16 protein-coding genes, 1 pseudogene and 1 riboswitch are annotated in these 24,464 nt (G+C 61.7%); of the genes and pseudogenes, 9 read left to right on the forward strand and 8 right to left on the reverse strand.

Translation table 11 applies throughout. From position 1 onward, the window contains the following. Nucleotides 1–6: 6 nt before the first annotated feature. Nucleotides 7–218: riboswitch (cobalamin riboswitch) on the forward strand. A gap of 96 nt (nucleotides 219–314) precedes the next feature. The 5 genes and pseudogenes from cobW (at nucleotide 315) to K5R88_RS03925 (ending at nucleotide 8,858) form a co-directional block, all read left to right on the forward strand. Beyond that, complete coding sequence (gene cobW, locus K5R88_RS03905) at nucleotides 315–1,382, forward strand: cobalamin biosynthesis protein CobW (protein WP_008035722.1); 1,068 nt, start codon at nucleotides 315–317, stop codon at nucleotides 1,380–1,382. A gap of 3 nt (nucleotides 1,383–1,385) precedes the next feature. Further along, nucleotides 1,386–5,226 (forward strand): annotated as a pseudogene (cobN, locus tag K5R88_RS03910) (cobaltochelatase subunit CobN). Between the two features lie 148 nt (nucleotides 5,227–5,374). Beyond that, nucleotides 5,375–6,373: an ATP-binding protein gene (locus tag K5R88_RS03915; RefSeq protein ID WP_223450484.1), complete on the forward strand. Its 999-nt coding sequence runs from the start codon at nucleotides 5,375–5,377 to the stop codon at nucleotides 6,371–6,373. A 53-nt stretch (nucleotides 6,374–6,426) separates the two neighbouring features. Then, nucleotides 6,427–7,038 carry a vWA domain-containing protein gene (locus K5R88_RS03920; RefSeq protein WP_081501807.1) on the forward strand — a complete coding sequence of 204 codons (612 nt, stop codon included), beginning with the start codon at nucleotides 6,427–6,429 and terminating at the stop codon, nucleotides 7,036–7,038. Between the two features lie 173 nt (nucleotides 7,039–7,211). Further along, nucleotides 7,212–8,858, forward strand: coding sequence for a phospholipase D-like domain-containing protein (locus K5R88_RS03925; protein WP_226299235.1), 1,647 nt, complete (start codon nucleotides 7,212–7,214; stop codon nucleotides 8,856–8,858). A gap of 151 nt (nucleotides 8,859–9,009) precedes the next feature. Here the strand turns inward: K5R88_RS03925 and K5R88_RS03930 are convergent, their stop codons facing one another. Then, nucleotides 9,010–10,233: an NADH:flavin oxidoreductase/NADH oxidase family protein gene (locus K5R88_RS03930; RefSeq protein ID WP_226299236.1), complete on the reverse strand. Its 1,224-nt coding sequence runs from the start codon at nucleotides 10,231–10,233 to the stop codon at nucleotides 9,010–9,012. A gap of 108 nt (nucleotides 10,234–10,341) precedes the next feature. Then, complete coding sequence (locus K5R88_RS03935) at nucleotides 10,342–11,883, reverse strand: MFS transporter (RefSeq protein WP_226299237.1); 1,542 nt, start codon at nucleotides 11,881–11,883, stop codon at nucleotides 10,342–10,344. 165 nt (nucleotides 11,884–12,048) lie between these two features. On the opposite strand from K5R88_RS03935, the gene K5R88_RS03940 reads away from it, so the two are divergent. Together K5R88_RS03940 and K5R88_RS03945 are read left to right on the forward strand one after the other, a co-directional pair. Beyond that, on the forward strand, nucleotides 12,049–12,915 hold the full coding sequence (locus tag K5R88_RS03940; RefSeq protein ID WP_008040050.1) for a LysR family transcriptional regulator: 867 nt from the start codon (nucleotides 12,049–12,051) through the stop codon (nucleotides 12,913–12,915). A gap of 281 nt (nucleotides 12,916–13,196) precedes the next feature. Continuing rightward, the gene (locus tag K5R88_RS03945; protein WP_223415963.1) at nucleotides 13,197–14,756 is read left to right on the forward strand and encodes a TerC family protein; all 1,560 of its coding nucleotides are present in this window, start codon (nucleotides 13,197–13,199) and stop codon (nucleotides 14,754–14,756) included. Between the two features lie 50 nt (nucleotides 14,757–14,806). On the opposite strand, the gene K5R88_RS03950 is transcribed toward K5R88_RS03945, so the two are convergent. Continuing rightward, nucleotides 14,807–16,615, reverse strand: coding sequence for a monovalent cation:proton antiporter-2 (CPA2) family protein (locus K5R88_RS03950; protein WP_223450492.1), 1,809 nt, complete (start codon nucleotides 16,613–16,615; stop codon nucleotides 14,807–14,809). A 137-nt stretch (nucleotides 16,616–16,752) separates the two neighbouring features. Further along, on the reverse strand, nucleotides 16,753–17,832 hold the full coding sequence (locus tag K5R88_RS03955; protein WP_223450494.1) for a sensor domain-containing diguanylate cyclase: 1,080 nt from the start codon (nucleotides 17,830–17,832) through the stop codon (nucleotides 16,753–16,755). 163 nt (nucleotides 17,833–17,995) lie between these two features. Here K5R88_RS03955 and K5R88_RS03960 point away from each other — a divergent pair, with 163 nt between their 5' ends. Next, on the forward strand, nucleotides 17,996–18,334 hold the full coding sequence (locus K5R88_RS03960) for an FKBP-type peptidyl-prolyl cis-trans isomerase (RefSeq protein ID WP_032832522.1): 339 nt from the start codon (nucleotides 17,996–17,998) through the stop codon (nucleotides 18,332–18,334). A gap of 127 nt (nucleotides 18,335–18,461) precedes the next feature. Here K5R88_RS03960 and K5R88_RS03965 read toward each other — a convergent pair whose 3' ends face one another. Together K5R88_RS03965 and K5R88_RS03970 are read right to left on the reverse strand one after the other, a co-directional pair. After that, nucleotides 18,462–19,493: a D-cysteine desulfhydrase family protein gene (locus K5R88_RS03965; protein ID WP_226299238.1), complete on the reverse strand. Its 1,032-nt coding sequence runs from the start codon at nucleotides 19,491–19,493 to the stop codon at nucleotides 18,462–18,464. Between the two features lie 116 nt (nucleotides 19,494–19,609). Then, nucleotides 19,610–20,722 (reverse strand): cytochrome P450, encoded by a 1,113-nt coding sequence (locus K5R88_RS03970; RefSeq protein WP_226299239.1) that lies wholly within the window; start codon nucleotides 20,720–20,722, stop codon nucleotides 19,610–19,612. 82 nt (nucleotides 20,723–20,804) lie between these two features. Between K5R88_RS03970 and K5R88_RS03975 the strand changes: the two genes are divergently transcribed. Continuing rightward, the gene (locus K5R88_RS03975) at nucleotides 20,805–21,635 is read left to right on the forward strand and encodes an ArsR/SmtB family transcription factor (protein WP_226299240.1); all 831 of its coding nucleotides are present in this window, start codon (nucleotides 20,805–20,807) and stop codon (nucleotides 21,633–21,635) included. A gap of 182 nt (nucleotides 21,636–21,817) precedes the next feature. Here the strand turns inward: K5R88_RS03975 and K5R88_RS03980 are convergent, their stop codons facing one another. Next, complete coding sequence (locus K5R88_RS03980; RefSeq protein ID WP_008034076.1) at nucleotides 21,818–22,837, reverse strand: branched-chain amino acid aminotransferase; 1,020 nt, start codon at nucleotides 22,835–22,837, stop codon at nucleotides 21,818–21,820. A gap of 241 nt (nucleotides 22,838–23,078) precedes the next feature. Next, nucleotides 23,079–24,461 carry a dihydrolipoyl dehydrogenase gene (lpdA, locus tag K5R88_RS03985; RefSeq protein WP_226299241.1) on the reverse strand — a complete coding sequence of 461 codons (1,383 nt, stop codon included), beginning with the start codon at nucleotides 24,459–24,461 and terminating at the stop codon, nucleotides 23,079–23,081. Between the last annotated feature and the right edge of the window lie 3 nt (nucleotides 24,462–24,464).

Consider the following 24,464-nt stretch of genomic DNA (forward strand, 5'->3'; position numbering starts at 1 on the left):
CCATGCGTAGCCTTGCGCATTCGAGGTTCTTCGGCGTTTGCCGGAGCTAAGAAGGGAACGCGGTCGATGCCGCGGCTGCCCCCGCAACTGTGAACGGTGATGTTCGCTGCCACGCCACTGCAAACCTGTCCAACGGGTTCGCGGAAAGGCGCAGCCAACGCCAGTCTCGCGACAGGCACACCGTCAGCCAGGAGACCTGCCTCGACACGAATTCTCACTACAACCGGGCGGGGTGATCCGGTGGCGAACTCTTCCGCGCGCCTGTCGCTGCGGTCGTCGTCCCGCATGCCCGCCACCTTGCCAAAGGGCATCCGATGAAAACACTGGCCAAACTCCCCGTCACCATCGTTACCGGCTTCCTCGGCTCGGGCAAAACCACCTTGCTGCGGCACATGCTCGATAACGCGCAGGGCCGCCGCATCGCGGTGATCGTCAACGAGTTCGGCGAGCTGGGCATCGACGGCGAAATCCTCAAGCAGTGCTCCATCGGTTGCACCGAAGAAGAAGCCAACGGCCGCGTCTACGAACTGGCCAACGGCTGCCTGTGCTGCACCGTCCAGGAAGAATTTTTCCCGGTGATGCGTGAACTGGTGGCCCGTCGCGGCGACCTCGATCACATTCTGATCGAAACGTCGGGCCTGGCCCTGCCAAAACCTTTGGTCCAGGCCTTCCAGTGGCCGGAAATCCGCAGCGCCTGCACCGTTGACGCGGTGATCACCGTGGTCGACAGCCCGGCCGTGGCGGCCGGCACGTTCGCCGCGTTCCCGGACCAAGTGGATGCCCAGCGCAAACTCGACCCGAACCTGGACCACGAATCGCCGCTGCACGAGCTGTTCGCCGACCAACTGGCCAGCGCCGACCTGGTGATTCTCAACAAGGCCGACCTGATCAGCGCCGAAGACCTGGCCCGCGTACGCCTGGAAGTCGCCGAAGAACTGCCGCCCGCCGTCAAAGTCATCGAAGCCAGCAGCGGTCGCCTGCCACTGGACGTGCTGATCGGTCTCGGCGCCGGCTCCGAAGAACACATCGACAGCCGTCATAGCCACCACGATCATCACCACGACGGCGATGACCATGACGACCACGATCACGACGCGTTCGACTCCATTTCCATCGAACTGCCACAAGCCGACGAAAGCCTGTTGATGGACGCGCTGACGCAATTGGTGGTCAAGCACGGCATCCTGCGGGTCAAGGGTTTCGCGGCGATCCCGAACAAGCCGATGCGTCTGTTGATCCAGGGCGTGGGCACGCGTTTCGACAAGCATTTCGACCGTCAGTGGGGCGCCGACGAAGCGCGCACCACGCGTCTGGTGCTGATCGGCCAGGCGCTCGACGCCGCGCAACTCGAAGCGCAATTGCGCGCCGCGCTCAGCGTTTAACCCATGCACCTGCTCAGGACCCAGCCCGGCGGTTTCGTCTCGGATGACAACATTGCCGACCTTGGACAAACCCCTGCCGAGCTGGTGATCCTGTGCAGCGGCGATTCCAGCCTCGCGCTGCTCGCCGAAGCCGCGCAACAGTTGCCGGACGATTACCCGAGCGTGCGTCTGGCCAACCCGATGCAGGTGCAGAACCACGCCTCGGTCGATTTGTATGTCGACGAAGTGCTGCGCCACGCCAAGGTGATTCTGATCTCGCTGCACGGCGGCATTGCGTATTGGCGTTACGGCGTCGAGCGGTTGGTCGAGCTCTCACAGCGCGGCGTGCAACTGATTCTGGTGCCCGGCGATGATCGCCCGGACCCGGAACTCAGCGACCTGAGCACGGTGGTTGCCGAAGACCGCGACCGGCTTTGGCATTACTTGCGTCAGGGCGGCATGGCCAACGCGCTCGATCTGTTTCGCTGCCTGGCCAATCGCTGGCTGGAGCGCGACTACAAGTGGGCCGAACCGCAAACCCTGCCACGCACAGCGATTTACCATCCACAAAAAAGTCCCGCTGCACTGCAGGATTGGCAAGCCGACTGGCAGGCCGGTCAACCGGTGGCGGCGGTGCTGTTTTACCGCTCGCATTTGCAGGCGGCGAACACCGCGTTCATTGATGTTTTCTGCCAGCGTTTGCAAGCGGCGGGGTTGAATCCCTTGCCGATTGCCGTGGCCAGTCTCAAAGAGCCCGGCTGCCTCTCGGTGGTCGAGGACTGGCTGGATGACGTCGAAGCCTCGGTGATCCTCAACACCACCGGTTTCGCCCAATCCAGCCCCGAAGCGCCGCACTTGCGACCGTTTCGACGCAATATCCCGGTGATCCAGGCCATCTGCGCCCAGGACAACGAACCCGGTTGGCGTGCCAGCGAGCAAGGCCTCGGCCCGCGGGATCTGGCGATGCACATCGCGTTGCCGGAGCTGGACGGGCGGATCATCAGTCGCCCGATCAGCTTCAAGGACCTGGCGTGGCGCAGCGAACGCAGTCAGTCCGACGTGGTGTGCTATCGACCACAACCGGAACGCATGGATTTTGTCGCCGAACTGGCGCGGCGCTGGATCGATCTGGCGCGGGTACCGAACAGCGAAAAACGCATCGCCCTGATCCTCGCCAACTACCCGACCCGCGACGGGCGCATCGGCAACGGTGTGGGCCTCGACACACCGGCTGCTGCACTGAATATTCTGCGTGCGCTGCATCAAGAAGGTTACCCGCTGCCGGCCGAACTGCCGGGCAGCGGCACCGAACTGATCCAGCAATTGCTCGGCGGCGTCAGCAATGACCTCGACACCCTCGACCAGCGCCCGTGCCAGCAAAGCCTCGCGCTGGATGATTACAACCTGATGTTCAACGCCTTGCCCGAGGCTAATCGCCAGGCAGTGCTGGAACGTTGGGGCACCGCGCAAAACGATCCGATGTTCCGTGACGGGCGAATGATGATCGCCGGCCTGCGTTTCGGCCTGACCTTCGTCGGCATTCAACCGGCGCGCGGTTATCAGGTGGACCCGAGCGCGGTCTATCACGACCCGGACCTGGTACCGCCCCACGGTTATCTGGCGTTCTATTTCTGGTTGCGCAACACCTACGGCGCCCACGGCCTGATCCACGTCGGCAAGCACGGCAACCTCGAATGGCTGCCGGGCAAAGGTGTCGGACTGTCCGAGCATTGCTGGCCGGACGCATTGCTCGGACCGCTGCCGAACATCTATCCGTTCATCGTCAACGATCCGGGCGAGGGCGCCCAGGCCAAGCGCCGCACGCAAGCGGTGATCATCGATCACCTGATGCCACCGCTGACCCGCGCCGAAACCTACGGCCCGCTGCGCAACCTCGAACTGCTCGCCGACGAGTATTACGAAGCGCAATTGCTTGACCCGCGCCGCGCCCGTGAATTGCAGCGCGACATTCTGCAATTGGTGCGCGACACGCACATCGACCGTGAGCTGCAACTGGACGAGAAGCTCGACAGCGACGCCGATGCAGCGATCTGGTTACCGCGCCTGGACACGTATTTGTGCGATCTGAAGGAGTCGCAGATCCGCGATGGGCTGCACATCTTTGGTGAATCGCCGACCGGGCGTCTGCGCATCGACACGTTGTTGGCTTTGTTGAGGATTCCACGGGGCGATGGCCGTGGCGCGCAGTCGAGTTTGCTGCGGGCGTTGGCCAAGGCGTTTGGTTTGGGCTTTGATCCGCTGGATTGCGCGTTGGCTGAGCCTTGGGTTGGGCCGCGACCGATTGAACTGCAATCTGTCAGCGACGAAGCCTGGCGAACTGCCGGCGATACCCGCGAACGCCTCGAACTGTTCGCCGCTCAACTGATCTCGCAAGTTCTCGATACCTGTGGGAGCGAGCCTGCTCGCGATGGAGTGTCAGCCACATTGGTGTCGACTGACACACCATCGCGAGCAGGCTCGCTCCCACAGGGGTCGGGGTGGTCTGATGTGAGCGCCATCCTCGACAACCTGCGCGAAGTCGTTGCGCCAAGGCTCGACGCCTGCGGTCCGGCGGAAATGCGCGGCTTGCTCGACGCCCTCAGCGGTCGTTTCGTCCCCGCCGGCCCCAGCGGCGCGCCGAGTCGCGGGCGGCTGGACGTGCTGCCGACCGGACGCAATTTCTATTCGGTGGACGTGCGCAACCTGCCGACCACCACCGCATGGCGCATCGGTTTTCAATCGGCAGAACCTGATTCTCGAGCGGCACTTGCAGGACCACGGCGATCACCTGCGTCAGCTCGGCCTGTCGGTCTGGGGCACCGCGACCATGCGCACCGGCGGCGACGACATCGCGCAAGCCATGGCGCTGATGGGCGTGCGCCCGGTCTGGGCGACGGGCAGTCAGCGGGTCGATGACTTCGAAATTCTGCCGCTGAGCCTGCTCGACCGCCCACGCGTGGACGTGACCTTGCGCGTGTCCGGGTTCTTCCGTGATGCCTTTGCCAATCTGATCCGCCTGTTCGATGCGGCGGTGCAGGCAGTCGCTGCGCTGGATGAACCGGACGATCTCAATCCATTGGCGGCCAAGGTCCGCGCCGAACGCGAGGCGCTGCTGCAATCGGGCCTTGATGAAGAAGCGGCCAAACGGCAGGCCGGTTGGCGCATCTTCGGCGCCAAACCCGGTGCTTACGGTGCTGGCGTGCAAGGGGCAATCGATGGTCGTTTGTGGCAGAGCCGCGAGGACCTGACCGAGGTTTACCTCAACTGGGGCGGCTACGCTTACGGCGGTGCCGACGAAGGCACGGCGGCCCGCGAGCAGTTCGCCCAGCGCCTGAGCCAGGTTCAGGCCGTGCTGCAGAATCAGGACAACCGCGAGCATGATTTGCTCGACTCCAATGACTATTACCAGTTCCAGGGCGGTATGCTCGCGGCCGTGGAAAGCCTCAGCGGTGCAGCGGCTGCCAGTTACCATGGCGACCACAGCCAACCGGACTTGCCGAAAATCCGTACGCTGAAGGAAGAACTGAACCGGGTCATCCGCTCGCGGGCGGCGAATCCGAAGTGGATCGACGGCGTGAAGCGCCACGGCTACAAAGGTGCGTTTGAACTGGCGGCGACGGTCGATAACCTGTTCGCGTTCGACGCGACGACGCAGTTGATCGACGATCACCAATACGCGTTGCTGGCCGATGCGTATTTGCTGGACCCGGCGACCCGGGATTTTGTCCGCGAGCACAATCCCCATGCGTTGCGCGACATGACGGAGCGGATGCTGGAAGCGCAGCAGCGCGGGATGTGGCAAGAGCCGGGCGCCTATAAAGAAGCACTGGAAAACCTGCTGCTGGACATAGAAGAAGACACCTGACACACCGTAGATCCCCTGTAGGAGTGAGCCTGCTCGCGATAGCGTTGGGTCAGTCAATGTTGATTTGCCTGACACACCGCTATCGCCGGCAAGCCGGTCTCGCTCCCACAGTTAGAAGCATTTCACCGACCATGACCGAGATTTGATAATGACCGACACCCCGCATTTCCCCTTATCCGCCGTGGTCGGCGCCGACGATCTCAAACTCGCTTTGTACCTCACCGCCATCGACCCGAAAATCGGCGGCGTGCTGATCGAAGGTCCACGCGGCATGGCCAAATCCACCCTGGCCCGAGGCCTCGCGGACCTGCTCGCCAGCGGTCAGTTCGTCACCTTGCCGCTGGGTGCCACTGAAGAACGCCTGGTCGGCACCCTCGACCTTGACGCCGCCCTGAGCGAAGGTCGTGCGCAGTTTTCGCCCGGCGTACTGGCCAAGGCTGACGGCGGCGTGCTCTACGTCGATGAAGTCAATCTGCTGCCCGATCACCTGGTGGACTTGCTGCTCGACGTCGCCGCCAGCGGCACCAACCTGATCGAGCGTGACGGCATTTCCCATCGGCATTCGGCAAAGTTCGTGTTGATCGGCACCATGAATCCGGAAGAGGGCGAGTTGCGTCCGCAACTGCTCGACCGCTTTGGCCTGAACGTCGCCCTCAGCGGTCATACCGCACCCGCCCAGCGTGGGCAGATCATCCGTCGGCGGCTGGATTTCGACAGCGATCCGCAACGCTTCTGCGCCGAGTGGGAAAGCCAGCAGCAGTCTTTGCGTGAGCGTTGCCAGACAGCGCGCAGCACACTGGCGAGCATCCCCCTGGACGATGAGGCGCTGGCACAGATTACCGAGCGCTGTTTCGCCGCCGGTGTCGATGGGCTGCGCGCTGACCTGGTCTGGCTGCGTGCCGCCCGTGCCCATGCGGCGTGGCGGGGGGCGAGCGCCATTGCCGAGGAAGATATCGATGCCGTTGCCGAGTTCGCCTTGCGCCATCGTCGTCGCGAACAGTCGCCATCGGCGCCGCAACAGGCCCGGCAATCCGCGCCGCAACCATCCAGCCCGAGCGAAGGTCAGGGCCAATGGGGCGAAATGCCGGCGCAGGCGCTGCCGGTCGGTGCTCGACGTGAAGTGCCGAGCTGGCCAAAAAAGCCCTAGGCATTCGCCCTCGATCTGACGCGGGGGCGAATGCCAGGCCCCGCGCCGGACGGCTGGACCACGGCAAGCAGGGTAAGCGTCATGCCGCCCGCAGCGGCTCGATCAATTGGCCCGGCACCTTGCTCAACGGCCGCCCGCGCCAACGCCAGGATGTGCTGTTTCAATTGCGCACCCGTTCGCCCCATGAACTGTGGCTGGTGATCGTCGACGCCTCGGCCTCGACGCGCCGACACCAGGCCTTGAGCGACGCCAAGGGGCTATTGGCGCAGTTGTTCGACGACGCTTACCGCCAACGTGCGCACCTGGCGCTGCTGACGGCCAGCGGCCATGCGCCGAAGTGGCAAGTGCAAGGATTGAAAGCTTCCAGCGGGTTGCGCCACTGGCTCGATGGCCTTGGCGCGGGCGGCGGTACGCCGTTGCTGGCGGCACTGGGCGAAGCGGGGCGATGGCTCGCGGTCCGGCAAAAACGCTTTCCGGCGGAGCAGCAACGGTTGTTGCTGGTGACCGATGGCCGGTTGAAGGAGTGGTCGGGGTTGCCGGCGCTGGCGTGTCCGGGGCTGCTGATCGACATCGAGCGTGGACCGATCCGGCTGGGGCGGGCGCGGCAGTTGGCAGCGGAGCTGCAAACGGATTATCGGCATATTGATGAGCTGGTTTCAGGCTGAGTTTGCAGTGTCTGTGCTGGCCTCTTCGCGGACAAGCCTCGCTCCTACAGGGACAATGCGTAACCTGTAGGAGCGAGGCTTGCCCGCGAAGGCATCACCTCGGTAACGAATACTCACGACCAATCTGCAGCGCTGCCCTATGCTCTGAAAGCAGCCATTCACAGGAGTGAAGCATGCGTGTTCTAGCCACAAACAGTCAGGACGATTTCCGCGTCAAAGCCTACGCCGGCACCAACGGCGTGCTGCTGGCCATGGACCTGGCCGAATCCCGCCGCAAGGGCCTGCTGGGTTTCGCCATCGAAAAACAGCAAGGCAGCAAACCCTGGTTGTTCCTGTTCAATAGCCTGACGTTCCCCGGCAAGGCTCATACGTTCCCGCAGTTTCACGCCACCCCAAGCGACCTCGCGCCGTTGCAGAAATTTCGCTGGGCCGATTACGCGGTCAATCCGGGGATGACGATCCATTACCGAATCCACCTCGCCTATGGCAGCGCCGATGCACCGCAGCTGGGCGAATTTCTGGAGGTAACCGTCACGTCCGACAACGGCCTGCCGCACAATCAGAGTGTGATTTTCAACCGCGCGGTGGCCGCCAGTCAGGCATTCCAGCGCAAGTTTCCCGACCTCGACGCGTTGATCAGCGCCAACAAGAACCTGCCCATCGAGGCCTGGCCCGATGCGCCGCGCCAGTGGCTGGAAAACGGTTTGCTCGGGCGCTTGCTGGGGTTTATCGAACGGGCGCTGGATGGTCAGTGGGCGCTGGACATTGCCATTTACGAGTACGAGTTGCAGGTGATAGTCGATGCCGTCAACGCGGCGTTCGAACGGGGTGTGAAGGTTCGCGTGCTGTATCACGCACAACCCGACGATGACGACACCGTCATCAACCAGGCCAGCCTGGAAAAAATCCCGGCGGCGAACAAGCGCGGGCGTGTCACTCACAATATCTTCCACAACAAATTCATGGTGCTGAGCCAGGTTGATGCCGCCGGGCAGCTTCAGCCTGAAGCGGTGCTGTGCGGCAGCACCAACTTCACGCCCAATGGCGTTTATCGACAGGCCAACGTGGTGCATGTGCTGGACGACGCGCGCATCAGCGCCAGCTATCTGCAGACCTTCGAGCAAGTCTGGGCGACACCGGACGACGTCGGCGCCACCCGGCAATGGATCACGCAACACAACCCGATAGACCCGCAGCAACCGCTGTTCGCCGGGTTCTCACCGCGTTCGGGGCAGGGTGATTTGCGGGCGTTTGTCGAGATCATCAACGCCGCGAAAAAGGACGTGCTGTTTGTCACCGCGTTCGCCTTGCCCGACGACATTCTCAACGCGCTGCTCGGCCAGCCCCACGACGATATTTTGCGTTACGGCCTGCAAAACACCGCCAGTCGCATCACCGGTTTTCACGCTGATCGCAGCGCCGAATTTGCCGCGACTGCGCTGCTCAACACCGGGCTGGAAGGCTGGCTTCGAGAGAACATGAAGGGCCAGAAGGGCAATTTGCTGGTGCACACCAAAGCCGTGGTCACCGACTTCACCAGCGACGCGCCGACGATCATCAGCGGCAGCCACAACCTCAGCGCTGCGGCCAGTAACGGCAACGACGAGAACTATCTGATCGTGCGCGGCGATACCGATCTGGCTGATCGTTATGGTTTGGAGTTGCTGCGGTTTTACGAACATTACCGCTTTCGCTACTTCGCGAAGAAGCTTGCGCTCAAACAGGTGCAGCCGTTGAAGGTGGATGACAGCTGGACTGATGATTACTACCTGGCGGGGGATTTGCGGCAGCTGTCCAGATTGCGATTCTCCGGACGGTAAATCAGTGTATCCAATGGCCCCATCGCGAGCAGGCTCGCTCCCACATGGGATTTGTGTACGCCACCGACCAAATGTGGGAGCGAGACCGGCTTGCCGGCGATGGGGGCGACACGGTCTCCCCGCGTCAGTGGAACTTTGAACTTCCCCCTGATTACTTCCCCATCGCCTGTCGGTACTGCCGCGTACGCCGGCCAATGTACAAACGGTCAAGGATCAGCGCCCAGACTGCCGATACCTCAGGCCGGGGCTTGCGGCCACGGCTCAGGCGCTGGAGCTGGAATTTCACCACAGCCATGCTCGCCAATGCCGCCAACGGTTTGCGTTTCCAGTGGATCGGCGGCAGTTGCGGATGGCTGTTCCGGCCTTCGCGCCAGTGTTTGACCAACTGCGGTTCGAGGGCCAACGCGGTGCCGATGCCGGCCATGGCGATGCCGCTGTCGAGCACTTGTTCGACGATCGCCAAACGCCGAATCCCGCCGGTCACCATTACCGGCATACGCGCCACGCTCGCCAATTCACCGGCCATTTCCAAAAAGTACGCTTCCCGCGCCAGGGTCCGGCCATCGCGTGCCTCGCCCTGCATGGCCGGTGCTTCGTAGCTGCCGCCCGACAACTCAAGCAAATCGATCGGCTGATCGTTGAGCCACTGGATCACTTGGCGGGCATCGTCGGCGTCGAAGCCACCGCGCTGGAAGTCGGCCGAGTTGAGTTTTACCGAGACGCAGAATTTCGGTGATACGGCCTGGCGAACGGCGCTGATCACGTCGAGCAACAAGCGTGCGCGATTCTCCAGGGATCCGCCCCAACGGTCGGTGCGGCGATTGGTCAATGGCGACAGGAACTGGCTGATCAGGTAGCCGTGCGCCGCATGAATCTGCACGCCGGTGAAGCCGGCCTTTTCGGCGAGGGCAGCGCTGGTGGCGAAGCGCGTGATTACCTCGGCGATATCGCCCTCGGACATCGGTTTGGGTTCGGCAAACATCTTGGAAAATGAACCGAGATCCAGTGCCACCGCCGAGGGCGCCCACGCTTGCTGGCCGAGGTTGGCCATGGTCTGGCGCCCCGGATGATTGAGCTGCACCCAGAATTGCGCGCCACCGGAGCGGCCAATCGTTGCCCATTGGCGAAAGCGTTCCATGTCGCGTTCATCTTCCAGCACCACGCCACCGGGGCCGGTCATGGCGCGGCGGTCGATCATCACATTGCCCGTCAGCAACAACCCGGCTTCGCCCCCGGCCCAGGCCTGGTACAAGCGAAACAGTGCATCGGACGGCGCCTGCCCGGTGTCGGCAAGGTTCTCTTCCATCGCCGCTTTGGCAATGCGATTGCCGATTGTCTGGCCGTTGGGCAAATTCAACGCTTGGAAGGGCGACATGCTTGACTCCTCATCAGTGGAGAACAGAGGCTAAGCTTAAAGCTCACTTTAATGTCAAGCAGGAAAACGAGACCGGGATGGAAATTGGTGAATTGGCTCTGGCGCCCTTCAAGCCTTCGCGCTGATGGCGGCAGCCGATGGGGCGGGAATCGGATTGCGCATCAGCGTGCCCACCACCAACGCCCCCAGCAATGCGAGTAATCCGGCGACCAACAACAAGAGACTGAAGCCGCCGACGAACGCCTGTCGAGCCAACGGTTCGACCACGCCGCGCGCGGCTTCCGGCAACAGGTCCAGCGCTGCCGGCATGTCACCGGCCACCACCCGCGACGCGATGCCTTGGGTCTGGGCGAGCCATTGCGCGCCTTGTGCCGACAAGTCTGCGCGCAACAACTGTTCGGCATGGCTGGACAGCAACGCGCCGTACACGCCGATGGCCAGCACGATCGCACTGAAACGCATGGTGGTGCTCATGCCCGAGGCCATCCCGGTGCGTTCCCTGGGCACGCAGGCCATGATGTTTTTCTGCGTGTCGCCATTGAGCAGCCCGGCCCCCGCGCCGGTGACGGCAATCGCCAGGGCAAAAGGCAGGTAACCGCCGCTGCTGACCGCCCAGGCACTGAGCAGATTGCCGCTGCCGACCAGGGTCAAACCGGTCGCCATCAACGTGGCCGGGGCAAACCGACTGGCCAGACGCACGCCGATACGCGGGCAAATCAACATGGTCAGGGCAAACGGCAACATGCCCAACCCTGAGGCGATGGCCGAGAAACCTAGGCCGTTTTGCAGATAAAACGGCAGCAACGTCATCATCACCTGCGCGCAACCGGCGTAGGCAAACATCCCCAGCAGCGCGCCGATGAAGCGTGGATGTTTGAACAATTGCAGGTCGACCATCGGCCGCCGCTGCATCCGCTCGATCACGACGAACAAACCCAGTAACAGCGCACCGCCGATCAGTCGGGCGTAAGTGATCGGGTTGTTCCAGCCGATCCGGTTGGCCTCGATCAGGCCCCAGATCAGGCACAGCAAACTGCCACTGAACGCCAGGCTGCCCCACGGATCGAGGCGCGCGGATTGAGGGTCGCGGGATTCCGGCACCGCACGCCAGACCATGACCATCAGGAACAGGCCCACCGGTAAATTGAGGTAGAAGATCCAGCGCCAGCCAATGAACTCAGTGATCAAACCGCCGACGGTCGGCGCGGCGGTCATCGCCACGCCCATGCACGCGCCCCAGAACGCCCAGGCTTTGGCTCGTTCCACTTCATCGTGAAACGTATGGCCGATAGAGGCCAGGGCCGAGGTTAGCAGCAACGCCGCGCCGACCCCCTTGATCGCCCGTGCGATGTCGAGGAACAACGCGTTGGGCGCAGCACCGCAACCGATGGACGCCAGAATGAAAATGCCCAGGCCACAGAGCAGGGTTTTCTGCCGGCCGAAGCGGTCGGCGATGCTGCCCGCCGGCAGCAACAGGGCGGCGAAGGCGAGCATGTAAGCGCTGACCACCCATTCGATGTCGGCAAAATTGGCACCCAGGTCCCGGGCGATCGTCGGCAGGGTGACGGCGACGATGTTGGTATCGAGGACGATCAACGAACACACGCCAGAGGCGGTCAGCAATGTGAGGCGCGGATTGACGCGGCTCATGAGCGGATTGCCTTTTGCACAAGGCTGCTTTCTGTAACGGCGAAAAGGGGTTTGACGTACATGCTGTGGGCTCTCTACTGTGATTGCCGAATGAGCTTATCGCGACCGCTTGCCGGCTTCGTTAGCCGAAAACCGGCACTTCATTACCTTTGAGCTAATGCGCCCATGGACATACGGCATTTCCGCTACTTTCTGGCCGTTGCCCGGCAAGGCAACTTCACGCGTGCTGCCGAACAACTCGGTATCGCACCGCCGACCCTGACTCGACAGATCCAGGACATGGAAAACGAACTCGGCACGCGACTGTTCGTGCGCCAGACCCGTGAAGTCAGCCTGACCGAAGCCGGCGCCGCACTGCTGATCGAAGCCGAGGCGACGGTGCGGCAATTCGAGTACGCCCAACGCAACGCCCAGCGCGCCGGGCGAGGGGATATCGGTCATATCGAGTTGGGTTACGTGGCCTCTGCGGTGTACTCGGGCCTGCTGCAAAAGCAGGTGCAGGCGTTCAGCCGCGAATGCCCGGACGTCAGCCTCAACGTGCGCGAAAGCCCGATGGCGAGCTTGCCGGCGATGGTCCTCGAAGGCCGGTTCGATATCGGTTATGTGCGTTCACCCATGACGTTGCCCGAGGGGCTGGAAGCCATTCGCCTCGACGCGGAAGGTTTTGTGCTGGCGCTGTCGAGCGAGTCGTGGCTGTGCCGTTTGACCGAGATCGGCCCGGAGCATTTGCAGGGCGAGACGTTCATCCTGCCGGAGCAGATCAGCGGCACCTTGCAAGTCGCCGCCGAGGGCGGGTTTGCGCCGAAACTCGGGGCGCAACCCGGCGGGCTGGTGGCGGTGCTGGCGCTGGTGTCGCTGGGGCAGGGCGTGGCGGTGGTGCCGGAGTCGGTGGTCGGGCACGTCGGGTTGCCCGGTGTGGTTTACCGGTCGATCAAAGGGTGTGAGGCGAGCTCGTGGTTGTCGTTGGTTTATCGGCGGTTTGAGAAGTCAGCTGCGGTGGTGCGGTATATCGAGCGGGTGAAAAACCGTTAAAAGATCGCAGCCTTCTACAGATTTTGTAATGATTTCTGGCTGTAGGAAAAGTCGCTTTCACCTGTACGCTCCAAGGCCTTTTTCCTTTCAGGACTTGCATGAACACCCTCTCGGAGCCCCCCAGTTATCCTTCCCTTCAGCGCCATCGTGCGCGCCTGATACACGCGAAACACCCGGTCTTTCGCCTTCCGAACACCCTTGTCATTGCAGCTCCACGGCCTCTGCGCCGCGCCTTGCCGTGCCCGGCATTCTGAATTCACTGAAGAGATCGAGACGTTTTTATGGAATGGATAGCTGACCCCACCGCGTGGCTGGGCCTGTTGACGTTGATCGTGCTGGAGCTGGTGCTCGGCATCGACAACCTAGTGTTTATCGCGATCCTGGCGGACAAACTGCCGCCCGAGCAGCGTGACCGTGCGCGAATCATCGGTTTGTCCCTGGCCTTGCTGATGCGCCTGGGCCTGCTGGCGAGTATTTCCTGGCTGGTGACCCTGACCCAGCCGCTGTTCGAGGTGTTCGAGCACAGTTTCTCCGGCCGTGACCTGATCATGTTGTTCGGTGGTGTGTTCCTGTTGTTCAAGGCGACGATGGAATTGCACGAGCGACTTGAAGGCCATGTCGGCCAGCGCTCGTCCAACACGGCTTACGCGCTGTTCTGGCCGATCGTCGCGCAGATCGTGGTGCTCGACGCGGTGTTCTCCCTCGACGCGGTGATTACCGCCGTGGGCATGGTCGATGAGCTGGCGGTCATGATGATCGCGGTGATCATCTCCATCGGTCTGATGATTGTCGCCAGCAAGCCGCTGACCCGTTTCGTCAACGCACACCCGACGGTGATCATGCTGTGCCTGGGCTTCCTGATGATGATCGGCTTCGCGCTGACCGCTGAAGGCCTGGGCTTCCATATTCCGAAGGGCTACCTGTACGCGGCCATTGGTTTCTCGATCCTGATCGAGCTGTTCAACCAGATCGCCCGGGCGCGCCGCAAAAAGTCCATGCAGGGCCTGCGACCGATGCGCGAGCGCACGGCTCACGCGGTCTTGCGTTTGCTGGGTGGTCGCAAACTGGCGGTGGAAGAGGTCGGCGAAGAGATTGCCGACATGCTCGACAACGGCGAGGCGCCGAGCGAAGAGCTGTTCGACCGTCGCGAGCGGGTGATGATCAGCGGCGTGCTGCAACTGGCCGAGCGCCCGATTCGCACGTTGATGACGGTCCGCGCCGACGTCGATCACATCGACCTGTCCGACGACGCAGAAGCCATTCGTACACGGCTGATGCATTCGTCCTACTCGCGCCTGCCGTTGATACGCGACGGTGCGGTGGATGAGCCGCTGGGCTTCGTGCACAAGAAGGAATTGCTCAAGGAATACCTGGCCGGCAACGAGCCGGACCTTGAACATCTGGCGCGCAAGACCATCAACCTGCTGGACAGTTATTCGATCCTCAATGCCCTGGAACAGATGCGCCAGGCCTCGACGCACATCGCCTTTGTGGTCAATGAGTTCGGTGACTTCGTTGGCGTGCTGACCATGACCGACATTCTTGAATCGATTGCCGGTGAGTTGCCCGACGCCAGCGAAATCGAGGGGCCGGACGTGGTGGAAGAGCCGGGCGGGTTCAGGGTCAATGGTGCGTTGAACCTGATGCGGGTTCGCCAGCGGACCGGGTTCGCCGTAGAACCGACCGAGGACTATCAGACCTTGGCGGGGCTGGTGATGAGCATGCTGGATCGACTGCCGATGATTGGCGACAGCCATGAGTGGGAAGGCTGGCGCATGACGGTGATGGCGGTTGAAGAGCGGCGGGTGACGCGGGTGTTTCTGACGCGGATCGGCGGGTGATTATTCGTTGAGTTTGAGGGCCTCATCGCGGTGAGGCCCTCACATTCACCTCAACCCTTCGCGGATTGCTCTTCCAGCTGATCCGACTCAAACAGCTTCGCCAGTTCCGCCCTGGCCTCCTGCGCGGTCTGCAACACCTTCGCCGCATCGTCATACACCGCATGCTGCGCTTCCAGCACTTGCTCGTCGTGATGCTGGAAACGCTTGATCCGCGCATCGGCCTGCGCCTGGGTCAGGCCCAATCCCACCAGCGTGCGCCGGCTCATTTCCAGGCTCGAATAATAGGTTTCCCGAATCGCCTCGGCCCCCAGGTCCACCAACCGGTGTACATGCTGACGGTTACGGGCGCGGGCGATGATCTTGATGTGCGGGTACAGCCGGTGCACCACCTCGGCGGTCTTGATGTTGGTGTCCGGGTCATCGGTGGCGATGATGAAATATTCCGCGTGCTCGATCTTGGCCGCGCTGAGGATTTCCGGGCGCATCGGGTCGCCGTAGAACACCGGCACGCCGCCAAAGCTGCGCGACAGTTCGATGGTTTCCACCGAGGTGTCGAGGGCGACGAACTTGATGTTCTGCGCGCGCAGGATACGGGCGACGATCTGCCCCATCCGGCCCATGCCGGCAATCACCACACGCGGCTCGTCGGTGTCGATCTCGCGGAATTTCTCCGGCACCACCACCGGCTGTACCTTGGGGCTGACCAGTCGCGCGCAGATCAGCAACAACAACGGCGTCACCGCCATGGACAGGGTGATGGTCAGCACCAGCAGATCGTACAGGCGCGGTTCGAACAAACCCTGGTCGCGACCGATCTTGAACACCACAAACGCAAACTCACCGCCCGCCGCCAGTACGATACCGAGACGAATCGCACTGACCTTGCCCAAACCGCCAGCCAGCCGCCCCACGACAAACAGCAGCGGCAGCTTGATGGCGATCAGCAGCAGGGTCAGGCCCAGCACCGTGATCGGCGCGCTGAGCAGCAGGCTGAGATTCGCGCCCATGCCGACGCTGATGAAAAACAGCCCCAGCAGCAGGCCTTTGAACGGTTCGATCTGCGCTTCCAGTTCGTGGCGGTATTCGGAATCCGCCAGCAGCAAACCGGCGAGGAACGCGCCCAGTGCCATCGATACGCCGACCAGATCCATCAGCCACGCCGTGCCGATCACCACCAGCAACGCGGTGGCGGTGGAAACCTCCGGCAGACCGGTGCGGGCGACCACACGGAACACCGGCCGCAGCAGATACCGTCCGCCGATCACCACCACGGCGATGCTGCCCAAAACGCGCAAGCCGTGGTTCAAATCCTCGGTCGCGGTGGTGGTGTGATCACCGCCCGCCAGCAACGGCACCATGGCGATCAGCGGGATCGCTGCGATGTCCTGGAACAGCAGAATCGCGAATGCCAGACGCCCATGGGGGCTGGTCAATTCCTTGCGTTCGGCCAGGCTTTGCAGGCCGAAGGCCGTGGAGGACAGTGCCAGGCCCAGCCCCAGCACAATCGCGCTGTTCAACGGCTGGCCAAACACGAACAGCGCCACCACGCCAATCACCGATCCGGTCAGCAGCACCTGCGCCAGACCGACGCCAAACACCGATTTGCGCATCACCCACAAGCGTCGCGGCGACAGCTCCAGGCCGATGATAAACAGCAGCAACACCACGCCGAGTTCGGAAATATGACTGACGCTTTGCGGGTTGCCGATCAGCCCCAGTACCGACGGCCCGATGATCACCCCGGCAAACAGATAACCCAGCACCGCCCCGAGTTGCAGGCGCTTGGCTAAAGGAACGGTGAGCACCGCCGCGAACAGGAACACGACAGCGGCTTGCAACAGGTTGCCTTCATGGGGCATGGGGAAACTCCAGAACTCGGTACGGCGGGGGGTACAAGGATAAAGGCTGAGACGACGGGCGCAAGCCAGGCCTGCAATGATTGTATGAATGGCGCGAGTGCAACAATCGGGACTGTTTCAGTGCACTCGAAGTCCGATCAGGTTGATTCGACACGACTGTGGCTCAACCCCTGCTCACCCAACCGATACTGATTATTCCCGCTGCGCTTGGCTTCATACATCGCCAAGTCTGCAATATGAATCAACCGGTCCATGCTCGGCGCATGATCGGGGAACACCGCGACGCCCAGGCTGGTGCCGATGTGGCGCTGGTCATTGCCGATGGTCACGGGGGGAGAGAGTTCGACGAAGATTTTCTGGCAGATGTTGCGGGCTTCGTCTTGCAAACTGCCGCCTTGCGGCAGGCCCTGGAGGATGACCACGAATTCGTCGCCACCGATGCGGGCGACGGTGTCGGTTGAGCGCAGGATTCGCTTCAGGCGCGTGGCGGTGGTGACGAGTACGCGGTCGCCGGCGGCATGGCCGTAACGGTCGTTGATCGCCTTGAAACCATTGAGGTCGACGAACACCAGTGCTACTCGGGTGGCGGTGATTCGGGCTTGTTCCAGCGCCTCGGACAAACGCTCTTCAAGCACCAGCCGGTTGGGCAGGCCGGTCAACGGGTCGAAATGGGCCAGGTGCTGCAGGTAACTGGCGGAGGCTTTTTCCTCGGTGATGTCGCGGACCACGCCCATCATCTTGATCGTTTCATCGTGGTTGTTTTTCACCACGTTGCCGGTCTCGCGCAACCAGCGGATGGTGCCGTCGGGCCAGATGACCCGGTATTCCTCGTCATGGTTCTCGCCGGTTTCCAGGCATCGCAGCTCACCGGCCCGGACCCTGACCCGGTCGTCGGGATGCACGCAGGCGCAAAACAAGGCGTAGGAGGGCGTCACTTCGCCGATCTTGAAGCCGAACATGCCGTAAATCGCGTCCGACCAGTAGAGCCGATCGGTGTCGACATCCCAGTCCCAGGTGCCGATTCGGGCGAAATACTGGCTGCGTTTGAAGCGTTCGGCGTCGCTGTCCTGATGGATGTTTTGTCGTTCGGACAGGTGGGTGATGAGCACGCGATATTCGTCGAGCTGCTTTCGCAGCGAACGCTCGCGACAGATCAGCGCGATAATCAGGGCAAGCAGCAACGCGCAAATGGCTGCGCCGGTCCAGACATGAATCATGCAGAGGTTGCCGTCATGGCGTTTTGATTCCTAGGGTAGGTGCTGCATATCTTAGTTCACGCCTAGTGACAGAAACAGGCCGTATGGGTTGCCAATCGCGCACGTTTCTGGGAAAACGGCGCCGTTACGTCCAATTGGGCGAATGAACAATAGAGTGAACATGATGAATGATGAACTGCAGGTAATCGATCTTGAAGCGGGCGACGGCAAAGCTGCCGTCAAAGGTGCACTGATCACCACCCAGTATCGTGGCTGGCTGGAAGACGGTAGCGAGTTCGATTCTTCCTACAGCCGGGGCAAACCTTTCCAGTGCGTGATCGGCACCGGACGTGTGATCAAAGGCTGGGATCAGGGGATCATGGGGATGCAGGTCGGTGGCAAGCGCAAATTGCTGGTGCCGGCGCATCTGGGCTATGGCGAGCGCACGATGGGGGCGATCCCGCCGAACTCGAACCTGATTTTCGAGATTGAATTGCTGGAAGTTTTGACGCGGGATGATTGATTGGCGCGTCAGGGGGAGGTGTGTTGTTTGTCATGCCGCCATCGCCGGCAAGTACGCAATCCCTGTAGGAGCCGGCTTGCTGGCGATGAACGATAACGCGGTCGATCAGGCGTTCGGCGAATTGGGGCTAACCCTGAAACGTCTCCCGGTACGCATACAACCCCGGTGTCCCGCCCGTCATCACAAACAACACGTTGTCCCCGGCGCGAAAACGTTCTTGCTTGAGATCCGCCACCAACCCGGCAAACGCCTTGCCGGAGTACACCGGGTCGATCAACAAGCCTTCGGCGCGAGCCATCAGCCGCACGGCGTCTTGCATGGCTGGCGTCGGCAGGCCGTATCCCTCGCCCAACTGACTGCCGTCGATCACAACCTCTTCTGGCCGCACGGTGGCGGTGTTGCCCAGTAAAGCCAGGGTGTCCTGGGTCAATTTCAGGGTTCTGGCGGCTGACGATTCCCTATCTGACAACACCGAGTAAGACTTGACCATCGAGGCCCCTCGGTCCAGCAACTGGAAGCCTGCCGCGAGCCCGGCGTGGGTGCCGGCGCTGCCGTTGGGCACCACGACCTGATTGAAGACCAGGCCGAGTGCCGTCTCCTGCTGCATGATTTCTGCGGCGCAACGTGCATAACCGAGACTGCCGAGGGGCGTTGAGCCGCCCATGGGAATCACCAGCACCTTGTGTCCCGCGTCCCGAAGTTGCGCCGCGCGAGCCTCGGCCCGAGCGAGCGAGTCGGTGCCTCCCGCCAGCACTTGCAGTTGCGCGCCAAACAATTGGTCGAGCAGCACATTGCCGTTGAGTTCGTAATCCACATCAGTCTTGGGGACCGAGCGCGTCAGGATCAATTCGCAGGCGATGCCCAGGCGTGCGCAGGCTGCGGCGGTCAGGCGCGCATGGTTGGACTGCACGCCGCCGACAGTAATGACCGTATCAATGCCGGCCTGCTGCGCCGCACCGATATGGAATTCGAGTTTGCGCAGTTTGTTGCCGCCACCGCCCAGCCACATGTGATCGTCGCGCTTGAGGAACAGGCGAATTCCCCGCGCCCCCAGGCCCAACAGCTGTTCGAGGCGTTCGGCTCGTTGAATGGGCGTGGGGCCTTGCAGAAGGTCTGCTCGCGCAAATGCGCTCAGGGCTTTGTCCAGTTGGGTTTGCATCGATGGCGCCTCGCTGACGTTTATCAGAGTGACTCTAGGGAGAAAGTCACTCGCGATAAACGCATTGCCAGTCATTACACCCTTAACCTGATGTAACAAATACGCCGGTATGCTCTTCACGAGAACAGCGGGATTCGGCCATTCAGGGAAGGACGGTAGCGCCAGGTCAATCGCTCCAGCGCGGGTTTCAATGCCAGAATCTGCGCCAGCGTGGCGCTGGCGATACTCATGGCCAGCACCTGCCCCGGGCATTGATGACGACCGGCACCGAAGGTGAAACTGCGTCGCTGCGGGCGTTCAAGCATGAATGCATCAGGCTGCTCATTGAACTGCGGATCGCGATTGGCCGACGCCAGCATTACCAGGATCACATCGCCCGCATTGAAGTTCATACCCTCGATTTCACAGGATGCGGCGACGAAGCGACGGGTGTTCTGTACCGGCGGATCGAAGCGCTGGACTTCGGCCAGCAGGTCGTCAATGTTGATCGAATCGTTCAGCCACTGCGGATGTCGAATCAACGCCAGTAACGCATTGCCGATCAGCCCCGCGGTGGCTTCATAGGTTTGGGAGAACAGGCCGATGAGGTTGGCAATCAGGGCTTCGCTGTCGGCGGAGGTTGCCGAAAACCGCTGGCGGATACCGGCAAGAAGGGCGCTTTGGTTGTCCGGGTCGTCCAGCAACTCAATGAAATAACCGCGCAACTGTTCCGCCGCCGCATGGGCAGCGTCCAGGTGTGCCTGAGCGCTGAGGGGCGACAGGCACGCGACGAAATCCCCGGTCAGCTCGCTGATCACCCGAGCCTGTGCGGGCGAAAACCCCAACAACGCCGCCACTACGCACACCGGGCCAAGAAACATTGCCTTGTGCAGCCCTTCGGCGTCGGGGCTGAGCAGCCGCGCGCCGACCAACGCGTTGACTTCCTCCCCGTCAATAAGCGCCACCTCCGGCTGGATCGCCGATCTTGGGCAACGCTGGCGTTCGCCCTCGTTCATCCGCATCAACTGACTGAAGACCTTGCCCGCCATGCCACTGGCAATGGCCTTGGGCACTGGTTCGTGAGTCGGCCGCACGTGACAGTCAGGATGCGCCAACACCGCCGCCACGGCTTTGGCGCTACTGGCCACCCACAGTTTCAGTCCCTGGTGAAAAACCAGTCCGCCTTGAGCGCGCAGTTGCGCGTAATAAGGATAAGGATCGGCATGAGTCGCAGCGATGATCGGGTCCATGGGTCGCAGCCTTGTTCGTGGTGGGAAAAGTGTTGCTACTATCTCCAGTCCGAAAAGGGCTTGATTCGTCCGGGAGCGAAATATGAACGCAGAACCACACGACCTCGGTGTTTCACAGGTGGCGGCGGCCATTGCCGAACCGGCCCGGACCAAAATGTTGTGTTCTTTGATGGATGGCCACGCCCGCACCAGCACCGAGTTGGCGGCGATTGCCGAAGTCAGCGCTTCCACTGCCAGCGCGCATCTGGCCAAACTCAAGGACCTGGCGCTGCTGCGTCTGCATGTTCAAGGGCGTCATCGCTATTACAGCCTCGCGGACAAACGCGTGGCCCAGGCGCTGGAAGCGTTGATGGTGATCGGCCAGAACACCGCGCCGACCTTCAACCCTCGCACTCCGGACCGCCTGCAATTTGCCCGCACGTGCTACGACCACATGGCCGGCACGCTGGCGGTGTTGCTGCATGACCGGCTGCTGGAAAAAGGCTGGTTGCTGGAAACCGATGAGCAGGCTTATCGGCTGAGTGACAGCGGCGAGGCGTTGTTCGAAGGGCTGGGTATTGAAGTCAACGACCTGACCACGCAGCGCCGACGGTTTGCCTGCCCGTGCCTGGACTGGAGCATGCGCCGACCGCATCTGGGTGGTTCGTTGGGCGCGGCGTTGCTGCAAACGGCGATCAAGCGCAAATGGGTGACGCAGGATCTGGACAGCCGGGCGCTGACGTTGACCGCGTTGGGCCGCAAGGAAATCGGCGCCCGGTTTGACCTGAAGCAAAATCTGCCCGTAGGCACGCTGATTCCGGGATTGATCACCCAGGCCGGTCAGGTCAGCGGCATCAAGGGCAGGGTGGGCAAGCGCCTCACACTGGCAAACGGAGTTCCTGACACGGACTCTCGGGAAACACAGAACCTGTAGGAGCCGGCTTGCTGGCGATGGACTCCAGTGCACCGCGGTGAACCAGTCAGTAAGCGTTATCGTTAACGACCATCGCCAGCAAGCCGGCTCCTACAGTTCTGAGGCGAATGGAATGTCTGGCTCATAAAAAAAAGCCCCCCATCGCCAAGACGATGGGGGGCTTGGATGCAGCAGAGGTCAGGTCAAACCTTGACGATCCAGCCTGCTGGCGCTTCGATCTCACCGGTTTGCACGCCAGTCAGCTCTTTGTAGAGCTTCTGGGTGACCGGGCCGACCTCGGTTTCGCTGTGGAACACGTGCAGGTGGTCGTTGTAGCTGATACCGCCGATCGGGGTGATCACGGCAGCCGTACCGCAAGCGCCGGCTTCCTTGAAGTCGGACAGCTTGTCGATGAACACGTCACCTTCAACCACTTCCAGGCCCAGACGCGTCTTGGCCAGTTCGATCAACGACAGACGGGTGATGCCCGGCAGCACCGACGGCGAGTTCGGGGTGACGAACTTGTTGTCGTGGGTGATCCCGAAGAAGTTGGCCGAACCGACTTCTTCGATTTTGGTGTGGGTCATCGGGTCCAGGTAGATGCAGTCGGCAAAATGCGCCTTCTTGGCCTGGGAGCCAGGCATCAGGCTGGCGGCGTAGTTGCCACCGACCTTGGCTGCGCCGGTGCCTTGTGGAGCGGCACGGTCGTAGCTGGAGATCAGGAAGTTGTGCGGGGTCAGGCCACCTTTGAAGTAAGCGCCGACCGGGATGCAGAAGATCGAGAAGATGAACTCGGGTGCGGTACGCACGCCGATGTTGTCACCCACGCCGATCACGAACGGGCGCAGGTACAGCGCGCCGCCGGTGCCGTAAGGCGGGATGAAACGCTCGTTGGCGCGGACCACTTCCTTGCACGCTTCGATGAACTGCTCGGTCGACACATGCGGCATCAGCAGGCGGGCGCAGCTGCGCTGCATGCGGGCGGCGTTCTGGTCCGGGCGGAACAGGTTGATCGAACCGTCCTTGCAACGGTAGGCCTTCAGGCCTTCGAAGCATTGCTGGCCATAGTGAAGGGCAGTCGAGCCTTCGCTGATGTGCAGCACATTGTCTTCGGTCAGGGTGCCTTTGTCCCACTCGCCATTACGCCAGTGCGACAGATAGCGCTTGTCTGTCTTGATGTAATCAAAACCCAGCTTGTCCCAATTGATGCTTTCGTTACCCATGACACCCTCTATCACTTAACAACCGTCGAAACGGTTCAAGGCTTCTGACGTTTTTTGGATGGGGACAACAATACTTCATTCCGGGCCTAAATCGCAGCCCGGACTATCGGATGACAGACAGATAAATTGTGTTGGCCTCAAGAAATCGCTAGCAGGCTAGCTCCCACAGGAGAACGCATTCCAAAGTGGGAGCTAGCCTGCTAGCGATGGGGCCATCTCTGCCGCCATCCATTGTTCTGAATTACAGGTGCAACGCATGCCCCAACGCACGCAACGCCGCTTCCTGGACGGCTTCGCCCAAGGTCGGATGCGCATGGATGGTACCGGCGATGTCTTCCAGTCGGGCGCCCATTTCCAGGCTTTGGCCAAACGCGGTCGACAATTCCGAAACACCCACGCCAACGGCCTGCCAGCCAACAATCACGTGATTGTCCCGGCGAGCGACCACTCGCACGAAGCCGCTTTTCGATTCCAGCGTCATCGCCCGGCCATTGGCCGCGAACGGGAAGCTTGAAACGATGCAGTCCAGGCCCGCGGCCTTGACCTCGTCCGGGGTCTTGCCGACCACCACCAGTTCCGGGTCGGTGAAGCACACGGCAGCGATAGCCGTCGGGTTGAATTCGCGGGTTTTACCGCTGATCAGCTCGGCCACCATCTCGCCTTGAGCCATGGCCCGGTGCGCAAGCATCGGTTCACCGCTGAGGTCGCCGATGGCGTAGACGTTGCGCATGCTGGTCTGGCAACGGTTGTCGATCTTGATCGCCGAGCCGTTCATGTCCAGATTCAGCGCTTCGAGGTTCCAGCCCTGGGTGTTGGGTTTGCGGCCAACGGCGACCAGTACCTGATCGGTTTCCAGGTTCAGGGTTTCGCCGTTCGGTTCGAGAACCTGCAACGTATTGTTATTGGAATCAAAGCCTTGGACGCTGTGCTTCAAGTAAAGCTTCACACCAAGTTTCTTCAATTCATCATGAACAGGCTGGGTCAGTTCAGCGTCGTAGGCCGGCAGGATGCGATCCTGCGCCTCGACCACGCTGACGTCGGCGCCGAGCTTGCGATAGGCAATCCCCAGTTCCAGACCGATGTAACCGCCACCCACCACGACCAGCCGTTTCGGTACCGATTTTGGCGCCAAGGCTTCGGTGGAGGAAATGATCGGCCCGCCAATTGGCAGCATCGGCAGGTTGACGCTTTTCGATCCGGTGGCGAGCACCAGGTGTTCGCACTGAATACGCGTGTCGCCGACTTCTACGGTTTTACCATCGATAACTTTCGCAAAACCTTGAATAACCTGAATTTTGTTCTTTTTCAGCAACGCCGAAACGCCTGTGGTCAGGCGATCAACGATGCCGTCCTTCCATTCGACGCTTTTGCTGATATCGAGGGTCGGTGCCGAGACGCTGATGCCCAACGCAGAATGTTTGCTGTGGTGCTGCGTCTGGTGGAACTGCTCGGCAACGTGGATCAGCGCCTTCGACGGGATGCAGCCGATGTTCAGGCAGGTACCGCCCAACGATTCGCCTTCCACCAGAATGGTCGAGATGCCCAGCTGACCGGCACGGATCGCCGTCACATAACCGCCAGGACCGCCGCCGATGATCAGCAGCGTGGTGTTCAAAATCTGCATGCC

Source organism: Pseudomonas sp. MM213 (genome assembly GCF_020423045.1).
Taxonomy (GTDB): Bacteria; Pseudomonadota; Gammaproteobacteria; order Pseudomonadales; family Pseudomonadaceae; genus Aquipseudomonas; species Aquipseudomonas migulae.

Coding starts and splice junctions, on each gene's coding strand:
- cobW (WP_008035722.1), top strand. CDS start 315: ATGAAAACACTGGCCAAACTCCCCGTCACCATCGTTACCGGCTTCCTC.
- K5R88_RS03915 (WP_223450484.1), top strand. CDS start 5,375: ATGACCGACACCCCGCATTTCCCCTTATCCGCCGTGGTCGGCGCCGAC.
- K5R88_RS03925 (WP_226299235.1), top strand. CDS start 7,212: ATGCGTGTTCTAGCCACAAACAGTCAGGACGATTTCCGCGTCAAAGCC.
- K5R88_RS03930 (WP_226299236.1), bottom strand. CDS start 10,233: ATGTCGCCCTTCCAAGCGTTGAATTTGCCCAACGGCCAGACAATCGGC.
- K5R88_RS03935 (WP_226299237.1), bottom strand. CDS start 11,883: ATGAGCCGCGTCAATCCGCGCCTCACATTGCTGACCGCCTCTGGCGTG.
- K5R88_RS03940 (WP_008040050.1), top strand. CDS start 12,049: ATGGACATACGGCATTTCCGCTACTTTCTGGCCGTTGCCCGGCAAGGC.
- K5R88_RS03945 (WP_223415963.1), top strand. CDS start 13,197: ATGGAATGGATAGCTGACCCCACCGCGTGGCTGGGCCTGTTGACGTTG.
- K5R88_RS03950 (WP_223450492.1), bottom strand. CDS start 16,615: ATGCCCCATGAAGGCAACCTGTTGCAAGCCGCTGTCGTGTTCCTGTTC.
- K5R88_RS03955 (WP_223450494.1), bottom strand. CDS start 17,832: ATGATTCATGTCTGGACCGGCGCAGCCATTTGCGCGTTGCTGCTTGCC.
- K5R88_RS03960 (WP_032832522.1), top strand. CDS start 17,996: ATGAATGATGAACTGCAGGTAATCGATCTTGAAGCGGGCGACGGCAAA.
- K5R88_RS03965 (WP_226299238.1), bottom strand. CDS start 19,493: ATGCAAACCCAACTGGACAAAGCCCTGAGCGCATTTGCGCGAGCAGAC.
- K5R88_RS03970 (WP_226299239.1), bottom strand. CDS start 20,722: ATGGACCCGATCATCGCTGCGACTCATGCCGATCCTTATCCTTATTAC.
- K5R88_RS03975 (WP_226299240.1), top strand. CDS start 20,805: ATGAACGCAGAACCACACGACCTCGGTGTTTCACAGGTGGCGGCGGCC.
- K5R88_RS03980 (WP_008034076.1), bottom strand. CDS start 22,837: ATGGGTAACGAAAGCATCAATTGGGACAAGCTGGGTTTTGATTACATC.
- lpdA (WP_226299241.1), bottom strand. CDS start 24,461: ATGCAGATTTTGAACACCACGCTGCTGATCATCGGCGGCGGTCCTGGC.